Genomic DNA, 20,584 nt, shown 5'->3' with positions numbered 1-20,584 from the left:
GCGGGGAATCGGTTGGGAAACTGCCTGTCATTTACGGTGGCTTGTGCGCCACTGGATGACCCGGCGACAGCTGCAGCCTGTTGAAATTACAGCATAGCGTCACCCCCGGGCAGCAAAAAGCCCTTCAAGCGCGCAAGAAAAAGGCCGGCGCAATGCCGGCCCTGTGGGGTTGCTGCCTGTCAGTCGGTCAGTGCGAGCCGCGGTAATTGACCAGTACCGCGGTGGTCCGTCCCGGAATCGAGACACTGCCGGACCGGCGATCGAAATCCACCCCGCGCAGGCGCTGGTCTGCGGAGTGCCGCTGGTGTGGGTGCAGCACGAATGGCTTGCCCTGCAGTTCCTTGCTGGAAAACGCCACCGCTTCGTCATCACCGTTGAATAGCACCAGTATCTCCTTGTGGCGGCGATCGAACCGGCCTTCCTCATCCAGCAGCTGCATGGCGATCAGTCCCGGCACCTGGTCCGGTCCCATATTCAGGAACCGCACATGCTCCACCACGGCGTCGGCATCGGGCAGGCGGAACAGCCGCGAGCTGTTGCGAATCGCCAGCTGCTCACGGAACAGTGCAATGGTGTCGAGGCGATGCTTGCGCTGCGGTGCGATATCCGGGTTGGCCAGCAGCGGCGCCATCAACGGCCACTTGTCCTCATTCTTGTCCGCGACCGGCAGGCCCACACCCCAGTTACCGCTGCTGAAACTGAAATCCAGCGCGTTGAACCAGTCACCGGAGTTGTAGCTGTCACGGTCCATGGACTTGGAGCGCAGGAATTCCTGGCCGGCATGGATAAACGGCACTCCCTGGGCAAACAGCACCAGTGAATTGCTGAAGGCCTGCATGCGTACGCGCTCGTCAATAGTGGCGCTGCTGTTGGCCTTGATCTGGATGCCGTCGAACAGGGTTTCGTTGTCGTGGGCAGCGATATAGTTGATTGACTCCTGCGGGTCGCGGGTATAGCCGGTGGGCTGGCCGTTATAGACCAGCTCCGCGCCGGTAATCACGTTGCCGTAGGAATCGATCAGCGGGAAATCCGCCAGGTTGCCGGCCAGGGAAACCCGCACCTTGTCCGCCAGCGTCAACAGGGTGGCGCGTTCGTTGTCACCACCCCCTTCGCCATTGTTAAAGCGGCCATTGGAGTCGGTGTAGAGGCCGGTACCAAAGCCCTGCTCCTCGTAGCCGCCGAAGGGGTTACCGCCGCGCACACTGTCGCGCAGCCGGTCGTTGAAGGTGCCCACACCGGTTCCGGCCATATTCGACTGGCGCGCCTGCTTGAAGCGGGCATCGTTGGCCACCTCACCGAAGTTCCAGCCCTCACCGTAGAGGTAGATGCTGCCGCCGTCGACACCGTCCCGCTGCGGGGTCAGTGCGCCCAGCGCCTCCCTGGTGTTGAGGATATTGTCCAGGCTGTGGTGGCCCATCAGGTCGAAGCGGAAACCGTCCACCTTGTAGTCTCGGGCCCACACCAGCATGGAATCGATCATCAGTTTTTCCATCATGGCGTGTTCACTGGCCGTGTTGGCGCAGCAACTGCTCATTTCCACGCCGCCGTCGCCGTTGCGGCGGTGGTAATAGCCCGGGACGATCTTGTCCAGAACCGAATTCTGGTACTGGCCAAAGGAACTGGTGTGGTTGTAAACCACATCCATTACCAGGCGCAGGCCACTCTTGCCCAGCCCCTGCACCATTTCGCGGAACTCGCGAATCCGCGCGGCGCCATCGGGCGCAGTGCTGTAGCTGCCCTCGGGCACCGTAAAGTGGAGCGGGTCGTAGCCCCAGTTGAAGCCGTCGGCATCGCGGATCGCATTGACCGCCGCCTGTTGTTCCGGGCTGTCGGGCGCGTACATGCTGAGGTCCGGTGTCGCCGCCCGCTGTGAGGGATCCTCGTTGACGGTGGCAAAATCAAACGCCGGCAGCAGGTGCACATGGGTCAGGCCGGACCTGGCCAGGCGGCGCAGGTGACGCATGCCATCACTGTTGCGCTGTGCGAATGCGCTGAAAGTGCCCCGCTGCTGTTCGGCAACGGATTCATCCTCGATACTGAAATCCCGCACGTGCAGCTCATAGACGGAGATATCCTCCGGCTGTGCCAGGGCGGGCTTGCGCAGCCGGTCCCAGCCGCGGGGTTTCAGGTCGGCATCGTCCAGGTTGATTACCTGGCTCTTGCCGCTGTTGACCGACAGGCTGAGGGAGTAGGGATCCGTTACCAGGTTGGTCTCGATGTCGCGGCTGAAGTAGGAATAGACCTCAACCTCGTAGAGATAGAACTTGCGGTCCCACTCACTGCTTACCTCGGCGGTCCACACGCCGGTTTCCGGGTCGCGCTGCATGGGGACCACCATGTCCGCGGAGTCCTGGCCGGAGGTGCTGAACAGCTGCAGGTTGAGGGAGCGCGCGGAGGGGGCCCAGAGGCGGAACACAACCCGGTCATCGAGCACCTCGGCGCCGAGCTTGCCGTCGTAAGTGAAGGCGTCATCGAGAGCGCCGGGTAGCTGGATACCAGTGGCATCGCGCAGCTTGCCCTCACTGTCGTACACCGCCAGCGCCAGCTGCTTCTGCACCAGGGATTCGATCGCGGGTGCATCTGCCGGCAGGGTCAGGGCGGTGTAACCGGACAGGTGGCGGAATTTCTCCTGTGCTGCCGCGGGCAGCCCGCCGGTCTGCTGGAGTGCGACGGCACCGTCTCCGCTGACCCCATCGGCACCCAGTACCAGCCCGGCGCTGTCACTGTAATGCAGCATGACGGTGTCACCTTCCCCGATGGAGATATTCCAGGCGAAGGTCTGGCTGTCGACCCAGTGCGCCTTGTCCAGGCCCAGGTCGCCACGGGGAATGCCGTCGGTGCTGACGGTGACCTGGCGGGTACTGGTATCGAAGGCGAAATAGATCTCGTCGCCGTCAGCGTCCACAGTAAAGGGCACATTGCCGCCGTTATTGCCGTAGCTCTCGCTCCAGTTCTCGTCCAGGGCCACCTTGAACTCGTAATTGCCGGCGGGGATCTCGGTGGAGAGGAAGGTGTAGATGCCATCGCCGTCGACATCCTGCATCCAGCTGCGCAGGCAGTCCGGCTGCCAGTCGCCGGGGCAACCGAGCTCGGACTGGAAATTGCCGGCCACGGTGGCGATGGTGCTGTTGACGCTGTCGGTAATCCAGTGGGTCTCGTGATCGTAATAGAACTTAACGTCACGGGGGCTATCCAGCTGCAGCGGGATATTGCCGCCGTTGCGGATGGCGCCCTGGCCATAGTTTTCATCCCAGCTGCTGTTCAGGGCCGTCTTGTATTCGTAGTAGCCGGCGGGCAATGGAAAGCTGCCCTGCCACTTGTTGTCGGCGCTGTCGTAACCCAGCATGCTGGCGGCACACTCCGGCTGCCAGTCACCGGGGCAGCCGATGGGGCCCTGGACAGTGCCGGGGATGTTCACGGCGGCGGGGGCCGGGGTGTCACTGGCATATGCCGGCAGGCTGGTGGCCAGCACACCGGCGGTGATTGCCAGGGCCAGGTGCGCGGGGCGCGCCGGTATCGGGAGGACTCTCGTGGATCGCATAGGTGTGGTTCCTCGGGTTTATTGTTATTGAGGCTTTGTCGTTCTGGATTGAGCGGGGAGTGTCAGGAACTTCCCCCTGTCCCCATTGAACCCCACCCAAACGGCGGCCTCCTCCCACCCCCGGGGGCGGAGGTAATAAGTGGGCCCTTTTGGCGTCTCGTCCCTCTTTTCAGGTGATCGCTGTCACATAATTTTTATAAAAGTGTCACAGGGCGGAAACGGGGTCAGGGGAATATTGTTTGCGAGTAAGGCATTGCATGAATTTCTCTTTGTCTATACTCAGTCCATCTGGTTGTGGCGAGTCGAGAAAGGTGATGCACTCGCTATAGCTGGGTATAAAGGCCGGCGTTTCGCCGGCTTTTTCGTTTCCGCTTCCCCTTCAGAGTTTTTTACGCCCGGCTGCAGGCTTGCGGGCGCCGGCCCCCGGTGCTAATTTCCCACAGGTTATTCCTGTCCACACTTTGCCACGGAGGATCCCAGATGATTGTCGTTACCCTCCGCCGGGCCGTGTAGCGCCAAATCCGTTCCCCGCGCATCCGGGCTGGTGCCTGCACCTGCCTCGCGCCGCGAACCCGCGCTTCCACCCGGCGACAAGTTTCCATCGATTCGCCGGGTTTCCCCTTACCGGAAATCCGCCCGCCACCTTTTCTGGTGTGGCTGACTCGCGCCTGTGCGCAAAAACCGGGTTTACTGCAATGAGCAAATCACTGATTTCACGCCGTCCGCCGATCCGTCACGGCGGTGCTGATAATGGGCGCGCCACGGCGCCATCACTTTCCCCGCTGCAACTGCTGGGATGGAAGCCTTTCTTCCAGCAACAACTGGCTCTAGAGGAGCTGGAGGCCTGTGACCCGCTCCGGGTGATGGCCGTACACCGGGACCGGCTGTTGCTGGCCGGGGAGCAGGGCGAGGAAGTCCTGGCCCTGGGCGGCACATTTTTCAACGAGCCGGCGTCCGGTGATACCGGTGGGCAGCGTGTCACCGTGGGCGACTGGCTGCTGCTGGACCGGGAGTCGCGCCGGGCGCAGCGCTGCCTGGAACGGCAGAGCCTGTTCCAGCGCATGGCGCCCGGGGGGCAGCGCACCCAGTTGATCGCAGCCAATGTGGACACTGCGGTGGTGGTGTCCTCCTGCAATCACGACTTCAACCTGTCGCGTATCGAGCGTTACCTGGCGCTGGTACGGGCCACCGGCGCGCGGCCAGTGGTGGTGCTGACAAAAGCGGACCAGTGTGACGCCCCGGGGGATTACCTGGACCGGCTGCGGGAGCTGCCCGATATCCAGGCGCTGGCACTCAATGCCACTGACCCGGACAGCGTGGAGCCATTACGGGGCTGGTGCGGAGTGGGCGAAACAGTGGCTCTTCTGGGATCCTCCGGGGTGGGCAAGTCGACCCTGCTAAATACCCTGAGCGGCGAGCAACAAGCCGCCATTGCCGCTATCCGCGAGGACGACAGCAAGGGGCGCCATACCACCCGCCACCGGGAACTCTACCCGCTACCGGGGGGCGCCCTGCTGCTGGACAGCCCGGGTATGCGGGAGCTGGGGCTCGCCGGTGTGGAGAGGGGACTCGAGGAGGCGTTTGGAGATATCGGGGTACTCGCGTCGCAGTGCCGCTTTGCCGACTGCCGGCACCAGTCGGAACCGGGCTGCGCGGTAATCGCGGCGCTGGACAGCGGCGAGCTGGACGAGCGCAGACTGCACAACTGGCGCAAGCTGGAACGGGAAGTTGCCCGTAACAACCGCACGCTGGCAGAGCAACGCGCCGGTGATAAAGCCCTGGGGCAAATGTACCGGGCGGTGCAGGGGCATGCACGCAACCGCAAGCAGCGTGGGGACTGACGACATGCCGGTCCTGGCCGGAACCAGGCCTGGGCAGGCACGTCGGAGTGGGCGGATACAAGATCCGCCCCTATCGGTGAATCAGGATTGTAGGGGCGAACCTTGTGTTCGCCCGGTTGCGGCGCCCTCAGATGCTGATGCCCTGCGTCGCGGCCAGCGGCCGCTCCTACGGTCGCGCGGTGGGGTTCCCGGGTGCTACGGCGACCTCCGGGGCGCCCCGGCCCTCGCAGTCGGATACAGGTGAATCGTTGGGCGTAGGGGCGAACCTTGAGTTCGCCCGGGGAGGGGACGGGCGGGATGCCCGCCCCGGGAGGTGGGTTACAGGGAAGCGGCGGCCTGCCCGGCGCTGCTCTTGGTTGTCCCGTTGTTGGCGCGCTGTGAGGCCTGGCTTTCGATCCAGGCGGTCATGCGGGTTTCCAGCACATTCAGCGGTACGGCACCGGCACCCAGCAGGTGGTCGTGGAAGGCGCGGATATCGAAACTGTTACCCAGCTCCTCTTCCGCCGCGGCCCGCAGCGCCTTGATTTTCAGCTGGCCCAGTTTGTAGGCCAGGGCCTGGCCCGGCCACACCAGGTAGCGGTCGATCTCCACGGTGACATCGTGCCGGGGCTTGGCACTGTTATTCATGAAGTACTCGATCGCCTGCTCGCGGCTCCAGCCCAGCTGGTGCATGCCGGTGTCCACTACCAGGCGCACGGCGCGCCACATGTCATAGGTCAGGGCGCCGAAGCGGCTGTAGGGATCCTGGTACATGCCCAGGTCGTGGCCCAGGCTCTCGGAATACAGGCCCCAGCCCTCGACGAAGGCGGTGTAGCCGCCCAGCCGGCGCAGTGGGTGCACACCCTCCAGTTCCTGCGCCAGGGCGATCTGCAGGTGGTGGCCGGGCATCGCCTCATGCACGGTCAGGGCTTCCATCTCCCATTTCGGGCGGCTGTCCAGCGCATAGGTGTTGGCGAAGAAGACCCCTGCACGGCCAGCCTCGATGGAGCCGGGCATGTAATAGGCGGTGGTCTGGGATTTCTCCGAGTACTCCGGGATTCGCTTCACACCATAGGGCAGGCGCGGCAGTTTGCCGAACAGCTTCGGCAGTTCCCCGTCGATGCGCTTGGCGATATCGCGGTAGTCCCGCATCAGCGCCTCGCGGCTGGTGTGGAAGAAGCGCGGGTCGGTACGCAGGAATTCGGTGAAGGCATCGAAATCGCCCTCGAACCCGGTCTCGGCGATGATCTTCTGCATCTCGCCGCGGATACGCTTTACCTCATTGAGGCCGATGCGGTGGATCTCCGCCGGGCTCAGTGCGGTGGTGGTGTTCTCACGCACCTTGTGGGCGTACCAGCGCAGGCCGTCGGGGCGGCTGGTAAAGGCGGTGTCGGTCACCGCACCGGGGATATAGTCCCGCTCCACAAATTCCGCCATCACGCGCCAGGCCGGTGCCAGCTCGTCGCGGTAGAGGGCGTGGGCGCGCTTTTTCAGGCGCCGCTGCTGGGCGGCGGGGATGCTCGCCGGCATCTCGTTGAACGGCTTCAGCAGCGGGCTCTCGTCCGGGTTCTCCGGGATCAGGGCGCGGACCTGGTCCGGCAGGTCACGCAGGGTGATCTGCGGCGGGGTAATGTTCTGTTCCAGGCCGCGGGCCATCAGCTCCCGCGTCTGCTGTACCAGTGCCGGCAGCTTTTCCAGGCGGGTGAGGATGTTCTCGTAGTCATCGGCATTGCCCCTGGCCATGGCGTTCAGGACCCCGGGCACATTGCGCTGGATGCCGCTCATATGGGTGACCGGCAACAGGTGGTCGCGGAACTGGAAACCCTTCACCTCGGTCAGCAGGTCCTGGTACAGCAGCTGGTAATCCAGTTGCAGCTCTTCCGGCAGCGCCTCCTCGTCGAGCTGGCGGCTGGCAGCGAGCATGCGACGGGTCTGCTCCTGGCGGCGCTTGATACCGTCCAGGGACGCATCGGTCCAGCGGTCGTCGACACCGGGGTAGCCCCGGTAAGTGGCACTCGCCGGGTAGCTCTCCATGATCCAGCGGTAGCGCAGGTCCTGCAGGCCCTTCAGCTGGGCTGCGGCGCCGTCGCCGGGCAGCTCGGCAAAGGCCTCGTCGAAAGCGCGTTCTTCCATGGCTGTGGTGCCGGCCGCGGCACACAGGCCGATGGCGGCAATCAGGGATTTGCGGAAAAGAGACATGGATACCTCGTTGGGAATAGGCGGTCTTGAATAATTATTCTGCGGGGCGGCAGGGGCGGCGCACTAAAACGCCGCCGCCTGGCCCTTTATGTTTTTCTCATCGAGCTGTGCCAGCCGGCGGCGGATCTGTTCTTCCATACCATCCGCGTCCAGGCCCACAGCGGCCAGCAGGTCCTTGTGCTTGCCGTGTTCGATGGTCCGGTCCGGCAGGCCCAGCTGCGCCAGTGGCACCATAGTGCCGCGCGCGTTCAGGTACTCGGCCACGGCACTGCCGGCGCCGCCGGCAATGGTGTTTTCCTCCACGGTCACCAACAGCTCGTGTCCCGCTGCCAGTTCATCGATCAGGGCCTCGTCGAGGGGCTTCACCCAGCGCATATCGGCCACGGTCGCGTCCAGGCGTGCGGCCGCTTCCAGGGCCGGGGCCAGCAGGGTACCGAAGTTCAGGATCGCCACCCGGCGACCATCGCGCACCTGGCGCCCGCGGCCAATGGGCAGGGCCTGCATGGCCTCCTCGATACGGACGCCGGTGCCGGTGCCGCGCGGATAGCGCACGGCCGCGGGCCCTTCGTGCTGGTAGGCGGTGTAGAGCAGCTGGCGGCACTCGTTCTCGTCGCTGGGCGCGGCGATCACCATATTGGGCAGGCAGCGCATGAAGGTGAGGTCGAAGCTGCCGGCGTGGGTGGGGCCGTCCTCGCCCACCAGGCCGGCGCGGTCGATGGCGAAGGTGACATCCAGGTCCTGGATTGCCACGTCGTGCACCAGCTGGTCGTAGCCGCGCTGCAGGAAGGTGGAGTAAATGGCCACTACCGGTTTCTGGCCCTCGCAGGCCAGGCCGGCGCCCAGGGTCACCGCGTGCTGTTCGGCGATGGCCACGTCGTGGAACCGGTCCGGGAAGCGCTCGGCGAACTCCACCATCCCGGAGCCCTCACACATCGCCGGGGTGATGGCGACCAGCTTCTCGTCCTGCTCGGCCATATCGCACAGCCACTGGCCGAATACCTGCTGGTACTTGGGCAGCTTGCGCTCTCCGGGCACGGCCACCTGTACCTTGGGTTCCGGCTCCAGCTTGTTCAGCGCGTGGTAGCCCACGGGGTCTTCCTCGGCGGGCCCGAAGCCCTTGCCCTTGGTGGTGACGATATGCAGCAGCTGGGGGCCGCGCTGGCTGCGCAGGTTGCGCAGGGTATGCACCAGGTCGTGGAGGTTGTGGCCGTCCAGCGGGCCCACATAGTTGAAGCCCAGCTCCTCGAACAGGGTGCCGGGGGTGATCATGCCCTTCACGTGTTCCTCGGTACGCCGGGCCAGCTGCCAGGCCTTGGGGATCACGGACAGTATCTTACGGCTGCCCTCGCGCATGCTGAGGTAGGTCTTGCTGGCGAGGATACGGGCAAAGTAGGTGGCCAGGCCGCCGACATTCTTCGAGATGGACATGCGGTTGTCATTCAGTACCACCAGCATATCGCGACCCGTGTGGGCGGCGTGGTTCAGGGCCTCGAAGGCCATGCCGGCGGTCATGGCGCCGTCGCCGATCACGGCCACTACCTTGCGCTCCTCCGGGGAGCCCAGGGCCATGCCCAGTGCCGCGCTGATCGAGGTGCTGGAGTGGCCCACGCCGAAGGTGTCGTAGGGGCTCTCGCTGCGCTTGGGGAAGCCGGACAGGCCGCCCTGCTGGCGCATGGTGTGCATCTGCTCGCGGCGCCCGGTAAGGATCTTGTGGGGGTAGGTCTGGTGGCCCACATCCCACACCAGCCGGTCCTCCGGCGTGTTGTAGATGTAGTGGAGGGCAATGGTCAGCTCTACCACACCCAGGCCGGCACCGAAGTGCCCGCCACTCTGGCCGACGCTGTACAGCAGGTACTCGCGCAGCTGGGAGGCGAGCTCCGGCAGCTGGCGCTCATCCAGGGCGCGCAATTGCGCCGGCTCGTCAATGGAATCCAGCAGCGGGGTGTGCGGGCGTGTACGGGGGATTTCGTCGAACATCGAGTGTCCTGTAACTACACCAGGGCGGGCGCGGCCGCGGGGCGGCGGGGACGGGCCTGGTATCAATTGCAACCAATTCAAACAGGGGATTGTATGCCTGTGGGGGGCAGATTGCATCCCGGTTGGCGGGGGCGCCAGGGGCTTCCGGCCGGCACCGGTAGCGTCAGTGACTGCGCTGGACGATAAAGTCAGCCAGTTGCTCAAGCAGGCGGCAGTCGCCGCCCAGCCCGGCCAGGTTATCCAGGGCCTGGCGGTGCAGCGCGGCCAGTTTGCTGCGCGCGCCCTCCAGCCCCAGCAGGGAGACATAGGTGGGTTTGTTGCGGGCGGCATCGGCACCCTGGGTTTTGCCCAGGGTGGCGGTATCGGCGGTGACATCGAGGATGTCATCCTGCACCTGGAAGGCGAGGCCGATGGCATCGGCGTAGGTGGTCACCGCATCCAGGCGCTGTTGGTCGGCGCCGGCGATCAGGGCGCCGATTCGCGCACTGGCGCGGATCAGCGCGCCGGTCTTGAGCCGGTGCATGTGTTCCAGCTGGGCCAGGCCGGGCTGCCGGTTGACCGCCGCCAGGTCGATTGCCTGGCCTGCCACCATGCCGTGGGCGCCCGACGCCCGGGCCAGCTCCTGCAATAGCTGCAGGCGCAGCTCTGCGGGTGCATCGCAGTCGGCCAGCGACTCGAAGGCGCGGGTTTGCAGGGCGTCACCGGCGAGGATGGCGGTGGCTTCATCAAACTGGATATGGCAGGTGGGGCGTCCGCGGCGCAGGTCGTCGTCGTCCATGGCCGGCAGGTCGTCATGTACCAGCGAATAGGCGTGGATGCATTCCAGCGCCGCTGCGGCGGTGTCGCACAGTTCCGGCCGGACGGCGCGGCTGTCGATGGCGGCGGCACTGGCGTAGACCAGCGCCGGGCGCAGGCGCTTGCCCGGGCCCAGGGCCGCGTAACGCATGGCCTCGTGCAGGGTCTCGGCGCCGGGTTCGGGCCGGGCCAGGACGGTGTCCAGGTGGGCCTCGACCCGCTCAGCGCACTCCTGCAGGAAAGCCTGCAGCCCGGCAGCGGATTGTGCTGGCGTGGTCACTCAGTTGCCGTCCCCGCGCTCGTCGGTGTCATCACCGGCATCGAAGGGCTGCTCGCGAACCTCCCCGTTCTCCTCCATCAGCACCTTGACCTTCTGCTCGGCGCTGGCCAGCTTCTGCTGGCATTCGCGGGTCAGCTTCACCCCGCGCTCGAAATCTGCCAGGGCGTCCTCCAGCGGCAGGTCGCCCGCTTCCAGGCGCTCCACAAGCTGTTCCAGCTCTCCCAGAGCCTGCTCAAAAGTCGCGGGTTTCTCTTTTGCTGCCATAAGCCTGTTGCCTCAGCCTGGTGGTATATTGCGCCGCGGCAACCTTAGCCGCTGCCGCGCCCACGGTCAATCTCGCTGCCCGGGGCACTCAGGTGCCCGGAGACGTCTCCGGCAGGGCATTGCCCAGGTCCTGCTCCAGTGACATCAGGTAGTGTGCCAGCGCCCGCTTTTGCGGGCGGCTGAAATCGTAATCCGGCATCGGCGGTGTCGGGGCATCGAAATAGTCCGCCAGGGAGCGCAGGGTGTATTTCCCCGACAGGTTCTCCAGCACCACCTGCTCGGCATGGCATTGCGCACAATTGTGCCGCTGGTAGAGTTCGGCGCCGCGCTGGGCGGCGTCGCTGTCGATGGCTACCGGCTTGGGTGGGGCCTGGACCCGCGGCGCACCGCCCGCAGCGGTGACGGCTTCCCGCTGCTGGCCCCGGGTGACCCGGTAGATGGCCCCGGCGTAGTCATCGGAGATGTAGATATTGCCGGCTGCATCCTCGGCAATGGCCACCGGGCGGCCGTAGACCTCGTCCCGGTCCGGCCCCAGGAAGCCCCAGAGAAAGTCCCGCTGGTGAATCTCGCCACTGTCGTCCCAGTGCAGGGACACCACCTTGTAGCCATCTTTTACCGAGCGGTTCCAGGAGCCGTGCAGGGCCACCAGTGCCGCATCGCGGTATTCCCCGGGCTGGGCCGGGCTGCGCAGGAACCGGATGCCCAGCGGTGCATTGTGGGCCGGGAAGTTGTGCACCGGGGTGCGGGAGGCGGCGATCTTCTCCCGGATCGCGGCGCTGGCGTCGACGCCCAGGTCCGGGTCGGGTACCCGGTCGCCGTTGGCGTAGGGCCAGCCGTAGAAAGCGCCTTTCTCCACCAGGTTCAGTTCACAGGGCGGGAAATCATCACCGAGCCAGTCGCGGCCGTTGTCGGTGGCGTAGAGGGCGCCGTCGACCGGCGACCAGTCGAAACCGACGCTGTTGCGCAGGCCGGTGGCAAAAATTTCCAGCCCGCTGCCATCGGGGCGGAAGCGCATGATGGTGGCGCGCTGTGGGTCTTCTTCTTCGCACACATTGCAGGTGGAGCCGCTGCTCAGGTACAGCCAGCCGTCCGGGCCCATGCCGAGGGTCTTGGTCCAGTGGTTGCCACTGTCACCGAGGCCGGTGACGATGCGCTGGTAGCTGCCCGCCAGCCGCCCGTCGGAGTGATCGAAGGCCACCCGGCCCACGGCGTCGCTCTCGGCGATATAGAGCCAGTCCTCGTGCAGTAGCAGCCCGTGGGGGCGATTCAGGTCCTCGATCAGGATACGGCGTTCGTCGCTGCGCCCGTCGCGATCCTGGTCCGCGTGCAGCAGGGAGACCTGGCCGCGCTTGGGCTGGGAGACAATGATGTCGCCGCGGCGGGTCACCGCCAGCCAGCGCGCATTGGGCAGGTCGTCGGCAAACAGGTTGACGCGGTAGCCCTCCGCAGCGCGCAGCTGGCGCTGGACAGTCTGCTCATCGGTATCGCCGCCACCGGTCAGTTGTTTCCACGGGATATCCACGCCCGGGGTCAGGAATAACAGGGCCACGAGTCCTGCGACCAGCGCAGCGACAAAAGTTAGCGCGTATTTCAACAAGTTGGTTATGCCTTTTCTTGATATTGTAATCGTTTGTAATAGAGTAACGCCCGGAGCAACGCTTCACGAAGCGGCTCTCCTTACCTCCAGCCCCGGAATTCTCCCCATGGCTGTCGGGCCCGCGCCCGCCACGTGCGATATCTCATACGCTTGTGAGATATCTCGCACATGAAAATCAGCCGATCTCCCCTGTTAAATTTTCCCGCCCTGTCCATAATGTAATTGCAAGGACGCGAAAGGGACTGACCACAGCGGCAAGGGAACACGGAAAGGTGAGCCGCTCCGCCCACGGAATTGGGCACCATCCTGTGAGACGCACCGTTCGGGCGGGAAGCCCGAGCGGTGTTTTTAATTTGGGCGCCTGGTTTTTTTCACCGGGTGCCGCCGCAACTCGGTGCAGCGCCCAGGGAAAGTGACACCATCCGCATTAGTGTCGCCACTGTCATCCTGCGGCTTTCCTGTCTGGAAATTGAAACAATATTCCGCTTTAATCTCAACGAACCGGCCATTTTTTGATGCGGCCGGCGGAGGGTGAAGCATTCAGTAATTTAGTGCCAGAAACGTCCGCCATTCCTGTAGCCTCCTATATCCGGGCGGGCTCTCTCTCCCTCACTGTCGATTTTCAGCCAAAGCCCCGCCGGCTCGCCCGCGGGGCTTTTTGCTTTTTGCATTCTGTTGTTTTTGGCGCCCCGGTTGCGGGGGTCCCGGTGTCTTCAATCGGTTTTGGGTCGAATGGTGGAGTGGGGGTGTCATGATGGAAGCGAGAATCCTGCGTCTCAATCTTGCCGGGCAGCCGCTGGAGTGGCTGAACTGGCAGGAGGCCGCATGCCTTTATGTGCGCGAGCTGGTGACCTGGTCCCTGGGTGGCGTGGTGCAGCGGGTGCACGGTGGTATTAACCGCTTTGGCGAGCGCTCCAGCCTCGACCTGTCGGCGATCATCGCCTGTGGCGGCGAGCGCATGGCGCGCCCGCGCCGGCGCCCGCCACTCACCAATCGCGCGCTTTTCTACCGCGATCGCCATACCTGCCTCTACTGCGGTAGTGAGTTTCGCACCGGCGAACTGACCCGCGACCATGTGCACCCGGTGTCCCGGGGCGGTCGCGATGTGTGGGAGAACGTGGTCACCGCCTGCCGCCGCTGTAACCAGCACAAGGGCAACCGGCTGCTGGAGGATATCGAGCTGGACCTGCTGGCACTGCCGTTCTGCCCCAACGCCGCCGAGTACCTGGCACTGATCAACAGCGAGCGGATCCGCGGCGACCAGATGGAATTCCTGCGCGGGCAGTTTTCCAGTGGGCGCAAGGAAGGCTGGCTGGTTTAACGGAATTGTATTCGGCGGGTGATTCGGGCGGACACAAGGTCCGCCCCTACGGTCATTGGCGTTCTTCCCGGGGCACGTGGATGCCGGCCCGCGCCGGTGAGCCGGCCCAACGGAATGATGACCAGGTGGAATTCCTGCGGGTGCGGTTTTCCAGTGGGCGCAAGGAGGGCTGGCTGGTTTAACGGAATTGGATTCGGCGGGTGATTCGGGCGGACACGAGGTCCGCCCCTACGGGTACTGTGGTTGTTCCCGGCGCTTAATCACGTAGGGGCGGACCTTGTGTCCGCCCGGCCGGTAATCAGGACGCGGTGGCCGCTTTGATCAGGCCGTGCAGGTACTCGCCAAAATCGTGGCCGGCGTTTTCCATCATCTTCGGGAACATGGAAATCGGCGTCATGCCCGGGAAGGTATTCACCTCGTTCAGGTAGATATCGCCGTCGTCGGTGAGGAAGAAGTCGATGCGCGACAGGTCTTTCAGCTGCAGGCCGGTAAACGCCTTGCGGGAGGCCGCCTGGATCCAGCCCAGCTGTGCGTCGCTCAGGCCCTGTGCCTCCACATGGGTCACCGCCCGGCTGCCTTCGGCATACTTCTCCTCGTAGCTGTAGAAGGTGTCTGACGGCGCGCAGACCTCCCCGGGCGGCGTGACCACCAGCTTGCCTCCGTGGGTATAGGCCGCCACTTCCAGCTCACGCACCTTCAGGCACTTTTCCACCAGCACATAGGGCGACAACCCGAAGGCCTGTTCCAGTGCCTCCGCCAGTTCGTCCGCAGAGGTGACCTTGTAACAGCCCACCGACGAGCCCTGGTTGGACGCCTTGACGAAAATCTCCCCCCACTCCTCCAGTGCCATGGTGGCCTTGGCCACTTCCTCGGCATCGTTGCTGCACAGGAACTGGTAGGGGGTATTGTCGATCCCCAGTGCCGTCAGCCACAGCTTGGCGCTGATCTTGTTGAAGCAGGTCTTGCTGGCCTCGGGGCCACAGCCGAAGTAGGGGATGCCATAGAGCTCCAGCATCGACTGGAGGTCGCCGGTTTCCCCGGGATAGCCGTGGATGGCGGGAATCACGTAGTGGATTTCCGTGTCGTTGTCGCCGTCACCACCGCGCAGGTGGCGGTCCTGGCCCAGCTGGAAGACGCGCCCGGCAGTGTCCGCCAGGCGACCGTTGCCGTCCATCTCCACCGGGATAATGTTCAGGTCGTCGAATGCCTGCAGCCGGCGCTGGATAAATTCAGCGGTGCGCACCGACACTTCGTGTTCGCTGCCACCGCCACCGCATATCAGCAGGGTATTGATCATCGTTGTGGTCCCTGTTCCGCCCGGGTATCTCCCGCCCTCAGGGCGCGGTCAGCACCCGGGCGCACTGTTCCGGCATGGGCCGGGGTTTCTCCTTCGGTGCCGGCTCTTCCGGTGCCCGCAGCAGCGCGTAAAACTCGTCGCTGAACCACCAGTCCAGGTCGCTGCCGCAGGGCTCGCCGCGGGGTGGGCGCTGCGGCTTGCAGTCGGCTTCGCCGTCGGGGCATGCCAGCCGCACATGGAAATGGTAATTGTGGCCCCACCAGGGGCGCACCTTGCGCAGCCACTCGTTGTCGGAGCCGGCGCTGTCACACATTTTGCGCTTGATGGTGGGGTGGACAAAAATCCGCTCCACCCGTTCATCTTCCGCCGCTATCCGCAGGATAGACGGAATTCGCTCGTCCCAGTTTTTCTCGATCAGGCGATGCTGCTCGGTGTCGGCCATGGGGATGGCGGAGATATTGTCGCGCTCCCAGGCGGTGAGTGGCCGTTCCCCGGCACGCCTGTCCTGTGAGTACCAGATGTCGATGTCCAGGCCCACCTGGTGGCTGCGATGGCCGGAGGAAAAGGGCCCACCGCGGGCCATGGACATATCGCCGATCTGCAGGCGGCCCAGGTCCTGCCGGGCCACCCGGCGGGAAAAGTCCTCCAGGAAGCTTACCGTCTCGGGATGGCCGTAGTGGCGGTCGCGACCGGTGCGCACCAGCTGGAAGCCCTCGCCGCGCAGGGGCATCTGCCGGGCGCCACTGAGGCAGCCATTGGTGTAGGTGCCGATACTGGCCGGGGACAGGCTGGCGGGTTGCCCCACCTCTTCCCAGGGATTGCCGCCGGCGGGACCGGCAGCCGCGGGGCCGGCGGCCGCGATGGCGGCGCCGAGCAACAGGGATGCCATTTTTCTGGTAAACATAAGCGCTCTACTGCTGACTCCAGAGCACATTATAGAGGCTCCGGTTATTGCGTCTGTGACTTGTCTTGTGTCGCCTGGATTTCCCGGCAGGCCTCCAGCAGCGCATCCATTTCGGCGTCGGTGCCGATGCTGATACGCAGGTAATCGCCGATGCGCGGCTTGTTGAAATAGCGCACCAGGATCTGCCGCTCGCGCAGCTGCAGGTACAGGGTTTCGGCGTCGATCGCGCGCGGGCGCGCCAGGACAAAATTGGCCAGCGACGGTACCACCTCGAAGTCGAGGGCCGCCAGGTCGGTGGTCACCCGCTCGCGGGTGGCGATGACCTTGGCACTGGTCTCCCGCAGCCAGGCGCTGTCGCCGATGGCCGCGGCGGCCAGGCGCTGGGCGACGCTGTCGATGGGGTAGGAGTTGAAGGAATTCTTGGTGCGCTGCAGCCCCTCCACCAGGTGCGGCTGCCCCAGTGCGTAGCCCAGGCGCAGGCCCGCCAGCGCGTGGGACTTGGACAGGGTGCGGATCACCAGCAGGTTGGGGTAGCGGTCGATCAGCTGTGCGGCGCTGTCGCCGCCGAAATCGATATAGGCCTCGTCGATCGCCACCACCCGTTCCGGCTGCAGCTGCAGCAGCTGCTCGATCTCCTCCAGGGGCAGGAAGCGGCCGGTGGGGGCGTTGGGATTGGGCAGGATCACCCCCGCCGCCGGGCCGGCATAATCCTCCACCGCAATACTGAAATCCTCCCGCAGTGCCGGCCGCCGGTGCGGGATGTCATACAGCTGGCAGTACACGGGGTAGAAGCTGTAGGTGATATCCGGGAACAGTAGCGGCTCGTCGGCGCCGCGGCGGAAGAAACTGTAAAAGGCGTGGGCCAACACCTCGTCGGAGCCGTTGCCCACGAACACCTGCGCCGGGTCCAGGCCTTCCTGCGCGGCGATGGCGGCGCAGAGCTCGGTGGATTCCGGGTCCGGGTAGCGGCGCAGGGCATCGGGCAACTGCGGGTCCGCCAGCACCTCCATGGCCCGGGCCGAGGGCGGGTAGGGGTTCTCGTTGGTGTTCAGCTTTACCAGCCGGGTGCCGCGGGGCTGTTCCCCGGGGACATAGGGTTCGAGTGCGGCCAGCGCCGGGCTCCAGAATGGATTGTTCATGCCTGCTCCTCCATGCCGGTTTCGTCAGCGCGTTCCTGCGGGGACTCCCCGTCGGTTGCCGGGGTTTCTTCCGGCGCCTGGTCCCCTGAGCCGCTGCCGGTCTCTTCCTCGGGAATCTCGATATCGTAGAGGCCGGAAGACTCGGCCAGGAACTCCTGCATGGGTTGCGGCTCGCGCAGCAGGAGATCCTCGTACTTGAGGGTGGTGGAAATCTGCGGGACACCGCTGAACTCGGCCATGCCGGCGATGTCCTCCGCCAGCCCCAGGCCCAGGAAGCCCAGTGGCAGCAGCAGCGATACCGCCCAGCGCCAGCCGCGGGAGATATTCAGCGCCAGGTAACAGGCGCACCACAGCATGGTGGGCAGGATGATAGCCAGCACTGCAAAGTTCAGCAGCGGCATGGTCTTGCCGATGGCAAAATTGAAGTCCAGCAGGCCGCGAAACCATTCCCAGCTGGTGTAGGCCAGCGCCCCCAGCGCGGCGATCGACAGGTGGGCAAAGAAGCGGGTGTCGTGGCGCACCACGCGGCCGATAAACGCCCAGGCACCGGCGTACACCAGCAGGCCCACCAGGCTGCCGATGGCCAGGTTGATGACCGCGGTCCATTCCAGCCTACCGGCAAAATTCAGGTAGGCCAGCAGCAGCGTCAGCGCCGCCACCACCGCCAGCAGGCTGATGGCCTTGGCCGGGTGCGACAGCCGCTCGAGGATGCCCTCGAGGGAATGCAGGGGCACCGCGGGCGGCACCGCCGACTCCGAGTGGCTGATACGCAGGTGGGTGCGGCCCACCTGGATTTCGTCGCCGGACTCGATCAGGCGCCGGTCCACGTCCTCGCTCTTGATCGAGCTGTCGTACATATTGCGCACCAGCTGGGTGCCGTTGACGCTGTCCAGGTCGTGCAGCACAAAGCCGCCGTCCTCATCGCGCACGATCTCCGCATGGGCGGGGTCCGCGTGCACATCCTCGATAATCACGTCATTGCCGTAGCCGCGGCCCAGGGTCAGGCGCTCGCCGTCCATGCGGTAGCGCGCCTGCACATGGCGGGCGCGGTTCAGCTCCTCAATAATCAGTGCCATTGGATCTCGCTCGTAAACTTCTCGGTAAACGCCTCGGCGGATTCCCGGGTAAACCCGGACAGGGTGAAATGGCTCACCAGCGCGTTGTTCTTGCGGTCGACACTCAGGCTCAGGTAGAAGATGTCGTAGAGGTCGGGGAAATCCTTGTATCGGCGCACGCAGTAACTGGTGCGGGCGATCACCGGCGGCTTTTTGCTCTCGGCCTTGGGTACGCCCGGCTGGCGGTCGCGGGGTTGGGCCGTGAATGACTGCTTGCAGTTGAAGTTGGTGACATCCTCCTCGCCGGCGTCGTTGCCGGGGAAGAAGGTGCTCATCTGGCGCTCGTATTCACTGTAGAAACGCGCCGGCAGCAGGTCGTCGGCCTCGAACCAGAAGAATTCGTACTCCACCCGGCCGGTGTTGAAGTCGTCGGCGAGGAATACCACATCCTGGCCGGTGCAGCCCTTGTCGATGCGCTTGACCGGGTTGTCCTCGTCTTCCTCGGTGTTGCCCCAGCACTGGATGGCGGGAATGATCTCGCCCACCACCCTGGCCTCGCCCAGGGCACGCTTTTTCCACTCGGCGCTGAGGATGGCGTCAATAATGCGTTGCTGGTTCGCCTTGAGCTGCTGGGCGGTCACCTCATGCAGGTCGACGGAGTTGCCCTGCTTGCGGTAGTGGGACAGCAGCCGGGATAGTTTCCCCACCGGCACCAGGAAGCTGACCTGGTTGCCCGCCGTGGCCACGTTGATGCCCACCACCTCTCCGCGGGTATTGATGGCGGGGCCGCCACTCATGCCCGGGTTGATGGAGCCGGCAAAGTGGATGCGATCGTAAAAGCTGCCGGTGGCAATACCGTTATAGGTGCCGGGAATCAGGGTCATGCCCAGGTCCAGCGGGTTGCCCAGGGAGACGATGGTCTCGCCCCGTTTCGGCGTGTCGCTGGCCAGCTGCAGGTAGGACTTGCCGGGTTGCTCCAGGCGCAGGATCGCCAGGTCGTTGATCACGTCGATATCCAGCAGCTTGAGGCCGCCCTTGTCGCCGTCCACCGAGACAAACTCCAGCAGGTACTTGTCCGGGTCGCTGACCGCTTCCGCTACCACGTGGTAGTTGGTGGCCAGCAGGCCGTCGGCGGAAATCTGGAAGGCGGAGCCGATGGCGGCCTTGGAGTTGGATGATTTCTCGATCAGGCGGATCTGGTACAGCGTGTCGCGATAATCACTGTAAAGCTTCTCGTAGCTCTGCGCCGCGGCGAAACCGGAAAAACAGCACAACAGCAGGATCAATAGGCGCATGCAAAATGTGGACATTATGTCTGATTAAATTATGGGCAGAAGGCCGTGGATATTACGGAATATAAGATAGTGCAACAAACGGCGCCGCGTTGCACTTCCTGCGGTCAATAAGTTGACTGGCGCGGCTGCGGCGAACGTCGTTGGGTTGCCGTCATGTCACTGGCCGGCAGCCGAAGTTACCGCAGGATTCGCCCGGAAAGGCGGGTCTTTTGCCTTGCGGGGCGGACCTCGTGTCCGCCCGGACCGGCCGTGTCTCCGTGGATACAGGGCGGACACAAGGTCCGCCCCTACGGTTACGTGTGATTTCGCAGCGCTCGACCCGGTGTCGCCGTATAAAACTGGTGGGAAAACGGCCGTTTTTTTTAAGAGCCAGGAAAAACACCACCCCGTAGGGGCGGACCTGGTGTCCGCCCGGTCCGCCGCGTCTCCGTGGATACAGGGCGGACACAAGGTCCGCTCCTACGGTTTTACGTAATTCCCCACGCCCCTCTACGAGGGCGCAGGGTTCGCCCCCTTGATACGAAAGAGGGCGCCCAGCCGGTGTGCAACCGTTCATGTAATTGCCTGTAATTCCCTGTGATCGACCTGTAATCCCGCGATCCGTAGAGTGGCTCTCAGGGTTCAGGGGCACATCTCCATTGCAGTGTGTGCGGGCAGGATGCCCATGCCCTGACCGCAGTATCCGATGGACCGGAGGCCGGGGAAACCCGGCACGGTACGGAAACCTATTCAGCGCAAGCTGGATCGTCAGGCCGGCCCCGGCTTTCACAGAGCCTTGGAGTGCCGGGGTTTGGGGAAGGGCCTGACGGGGGCAAGGAGGCTCCATTTCGCTCTTGATAGTGTTGTTGTAACCGTCGATGGCTGGGACCATCATTCGGACCGGCAGTAACCTGGTTGCTGCCGGTTTTTTTTATCTGTCACACTCGAAATGTGATGGAGTTCCGGTGCGGGTTGCGATTATTCTATGGGGCGCTGCACGAGTGTGGGCAGGGGTGAAAGCACCACACCGCGCGGTTTTAGGGGATGGCGCTGCGGGAAGTCCGGGCCACAGGTGACCTCAAGGGATTCCGGAACCGGGATCCCGCGGCCATTTGGATGAA

Annotated in this window: 13 protein-coding genes; 2 read left to right on the top strand and 11 right to left on the bottom strand. The window is 64.5% G+C overall.

From position 1 onward, the window contains the following. Positions 1-187 precede the first annotated feature (187 nt). Positions 188-3,541, bottom strand: coding sequence for a pullulanase-type alpha-1,6-glucosidase (pulA, locus tag LVE68_RS07140; protein ID WP_233006333.1), 3,354 nt, complete (start codon positions 3,539-3,541; stop codon positions 188-190). A gap of 695 nt (positions 3,542-4,236) precedes the next feature. Between pulA and rsgA the strand changes: the two genes are divergently transcribed. After that, positions 4,237-5,382: a ribosome small subunit-dependent GTPase A gene (gene rsgA, locus LVE68_RS07135; protein ID WP_233006332.1), complete on the top strand. Its 1,146-nt coding sequence runs from the start codon at positions 4,237-4,239 to the stop codon at positions 5,380-5,382. A 318-nt stretch (positions 5,383-5,700) separates the two neighbouring features. Here the strand turns inward: rsgA and LVE68_RS07130 are convergent, their stop codons facing one another. From LVE68_RS07130 to LVE68_RS07110, 5 genes are all read right to left on the bottom strand, one after another. Further along, positions 5,701-7,560: a DUF885 domain-containing protein gene (locus LVE68_RS07130; RefSeq protein WP_233006331.1), complete on the bottom strand. Its 1,860-nt coding sequence runs from the start codon at positions 7,558-7,560 to the stop codon at positions 5,701-5,703. A gap of 63 nt (positions 7,561-7,623) precedes the next feature. Then, complete coding sequence (dxs, locus tag LVE68_RS07125; protein WP_233006330.1) at positions 7,624-9,537, bottom strand: 1-deoxy-D-xylulose-5-phosphate synthase; 1,914 nt, start codon at positions 9,535-9,537, stop codon at positions 7,624-7,626. Between the two features lie 163 nt (positions 9,538-9,700). After that, on the bottom strand, positions 9,701-10,612 hold the full coding sequence (locus tag LVE68_RS07120; protein WP_233006329.1) for a polyprenyl synthetase family protein: 912 nt from the start codon (positions 10,610-10,612) through the stop codon (positions 9,701-9,703). Beyond that, positions 10,613-10,876 (bottom strand): exodeoxyribonuclease VII small subunit, encoded by a 264-nt coding sequence (gene xseB / locus LVE68_RS07115; protein WP_233006328.1) that lies wholly within the window; start codon positions 10,874-10,876, stop codon positions 10,613-10,615. A gap of 88 nt (positions 10,877-10,964) precedes the next feature. Next, positions 10,965-12,470, bottom strand: coding sequence for a DUF7133 domain-containing protein (locus LVE68_RS07110; protein WP_233006327.1), 1,506 nt, complete (start codon positions 12,468-12,470; stop codon positions 10,965-10,967). A gap of 757 nt (positions 12,471-13,227) precedes the next feature. On the opposite strand from LVE68_RS07110, the gene LVE68_RS07105 reads away from it, so the two are divergent. Then, a complete protein-coding gene (locus tag LVE68_RS07105; RefSeq protein WP_233006694.1) occupies positions 13,228-13,794 on the top strand; it encodes an HNH endonuclease in 567 nt (188 codons plus the stop codon). A 298-nt stretch (positions 13,795-14,092) separates the two neighbouring features. Here the strand turns inward: LVE68_RS07105 and LVE68_RS07100 are convergent, their stop codons facing one another. The 5 genes from LVE68_RS07100 to LVE68_RS07080 are packed head-to-tail and all read right to left on the bottom strand — an operon-like array spanning position 14,093 to position 19,499. Next, positions 14,093-15,091 carry a D-alanine--D-alanine ligase gene (locus tag LVE68_RS07100; RefSeq protein ID WP_233006326.1) on the bottom strand — a complete coding sequence of 333 codons (999 nt, stop codon included), beginning with the start codon at positions 15,089-15,091 and terminating at the stop codon, positions 14,093-14,095. A 37-nt stretch (positions 15,092-15,128) separates the two neighbouring features. Further along, positions 15,129-15,995, bottom strand: coding sequence for a penicillin-insensitive murein endopeptidase (mepA, locus tag LVE68_RS07095; RefSeq protein WP_233006325.1), 867 nt, complete (start codon positions 15,993-15,995; stop codon positions 15,129-15,131). A 44-nt stretch (positions 15,996-16,039) separates the two neighbouring features. Then, positions 16,040-17,134 carry a histidinol-phosphate transaminase gene (gene hisC / locus LVE68_RS07090; protein WP_233006324.1) on the bottom strand — a complete coding sequence of 365 codons (1,095 nt, stop codon included), beginning with the start codon at positions 17,132-17,134 and terminating at the stop codon, positions 16,040-16,042. Beyond that, positions 17,131-18,210, bottom strand: a complete 1,080-nt coding sequence (locus LVE68_RS07085; protein WP_233006323.1) for an FHA domain-containing protein — start codon at positions 18,208-18,210, stop codon at positions 17,131-17,133. Before LVE68_RS07085 ends, hisC begins: the two co-directional genes overlap by 4 nt. Beyond that, positions 18,201-19,499 carry a S1C family serine protease gene (locus tag LVE68_RS07080; protein WP_233006322.1) on the bottom strand — a complete coding sequence of 433 codons (1,299 nt, stop codon included), beginning with the start codon at positions 19,497-19,499 and terminating at the stop codon, positions 18,201-18,203. The genes LVE68_RS07085 and LVE68_RS07080 overlap by 10 nt, the downstream gene beginning before the upstream one ends. Positions 19,500-20,584 lie beyond the last annotated feature (1,085 nt).

The sequence above is a fragment of the Microbulbifer sp. YPW16 genome (assembly GCF_021290385.1).
Lineage (GTDB): Bacteria > Pseudomonadota > Gammaproteobacteria > Pseudomonadales > Cellvibrionaceae > Microbulbifer > Microbulbifer zhoushanensis.
This window is presented reverse-complemented; position numbering and strand designations above follow the sequence as displayed.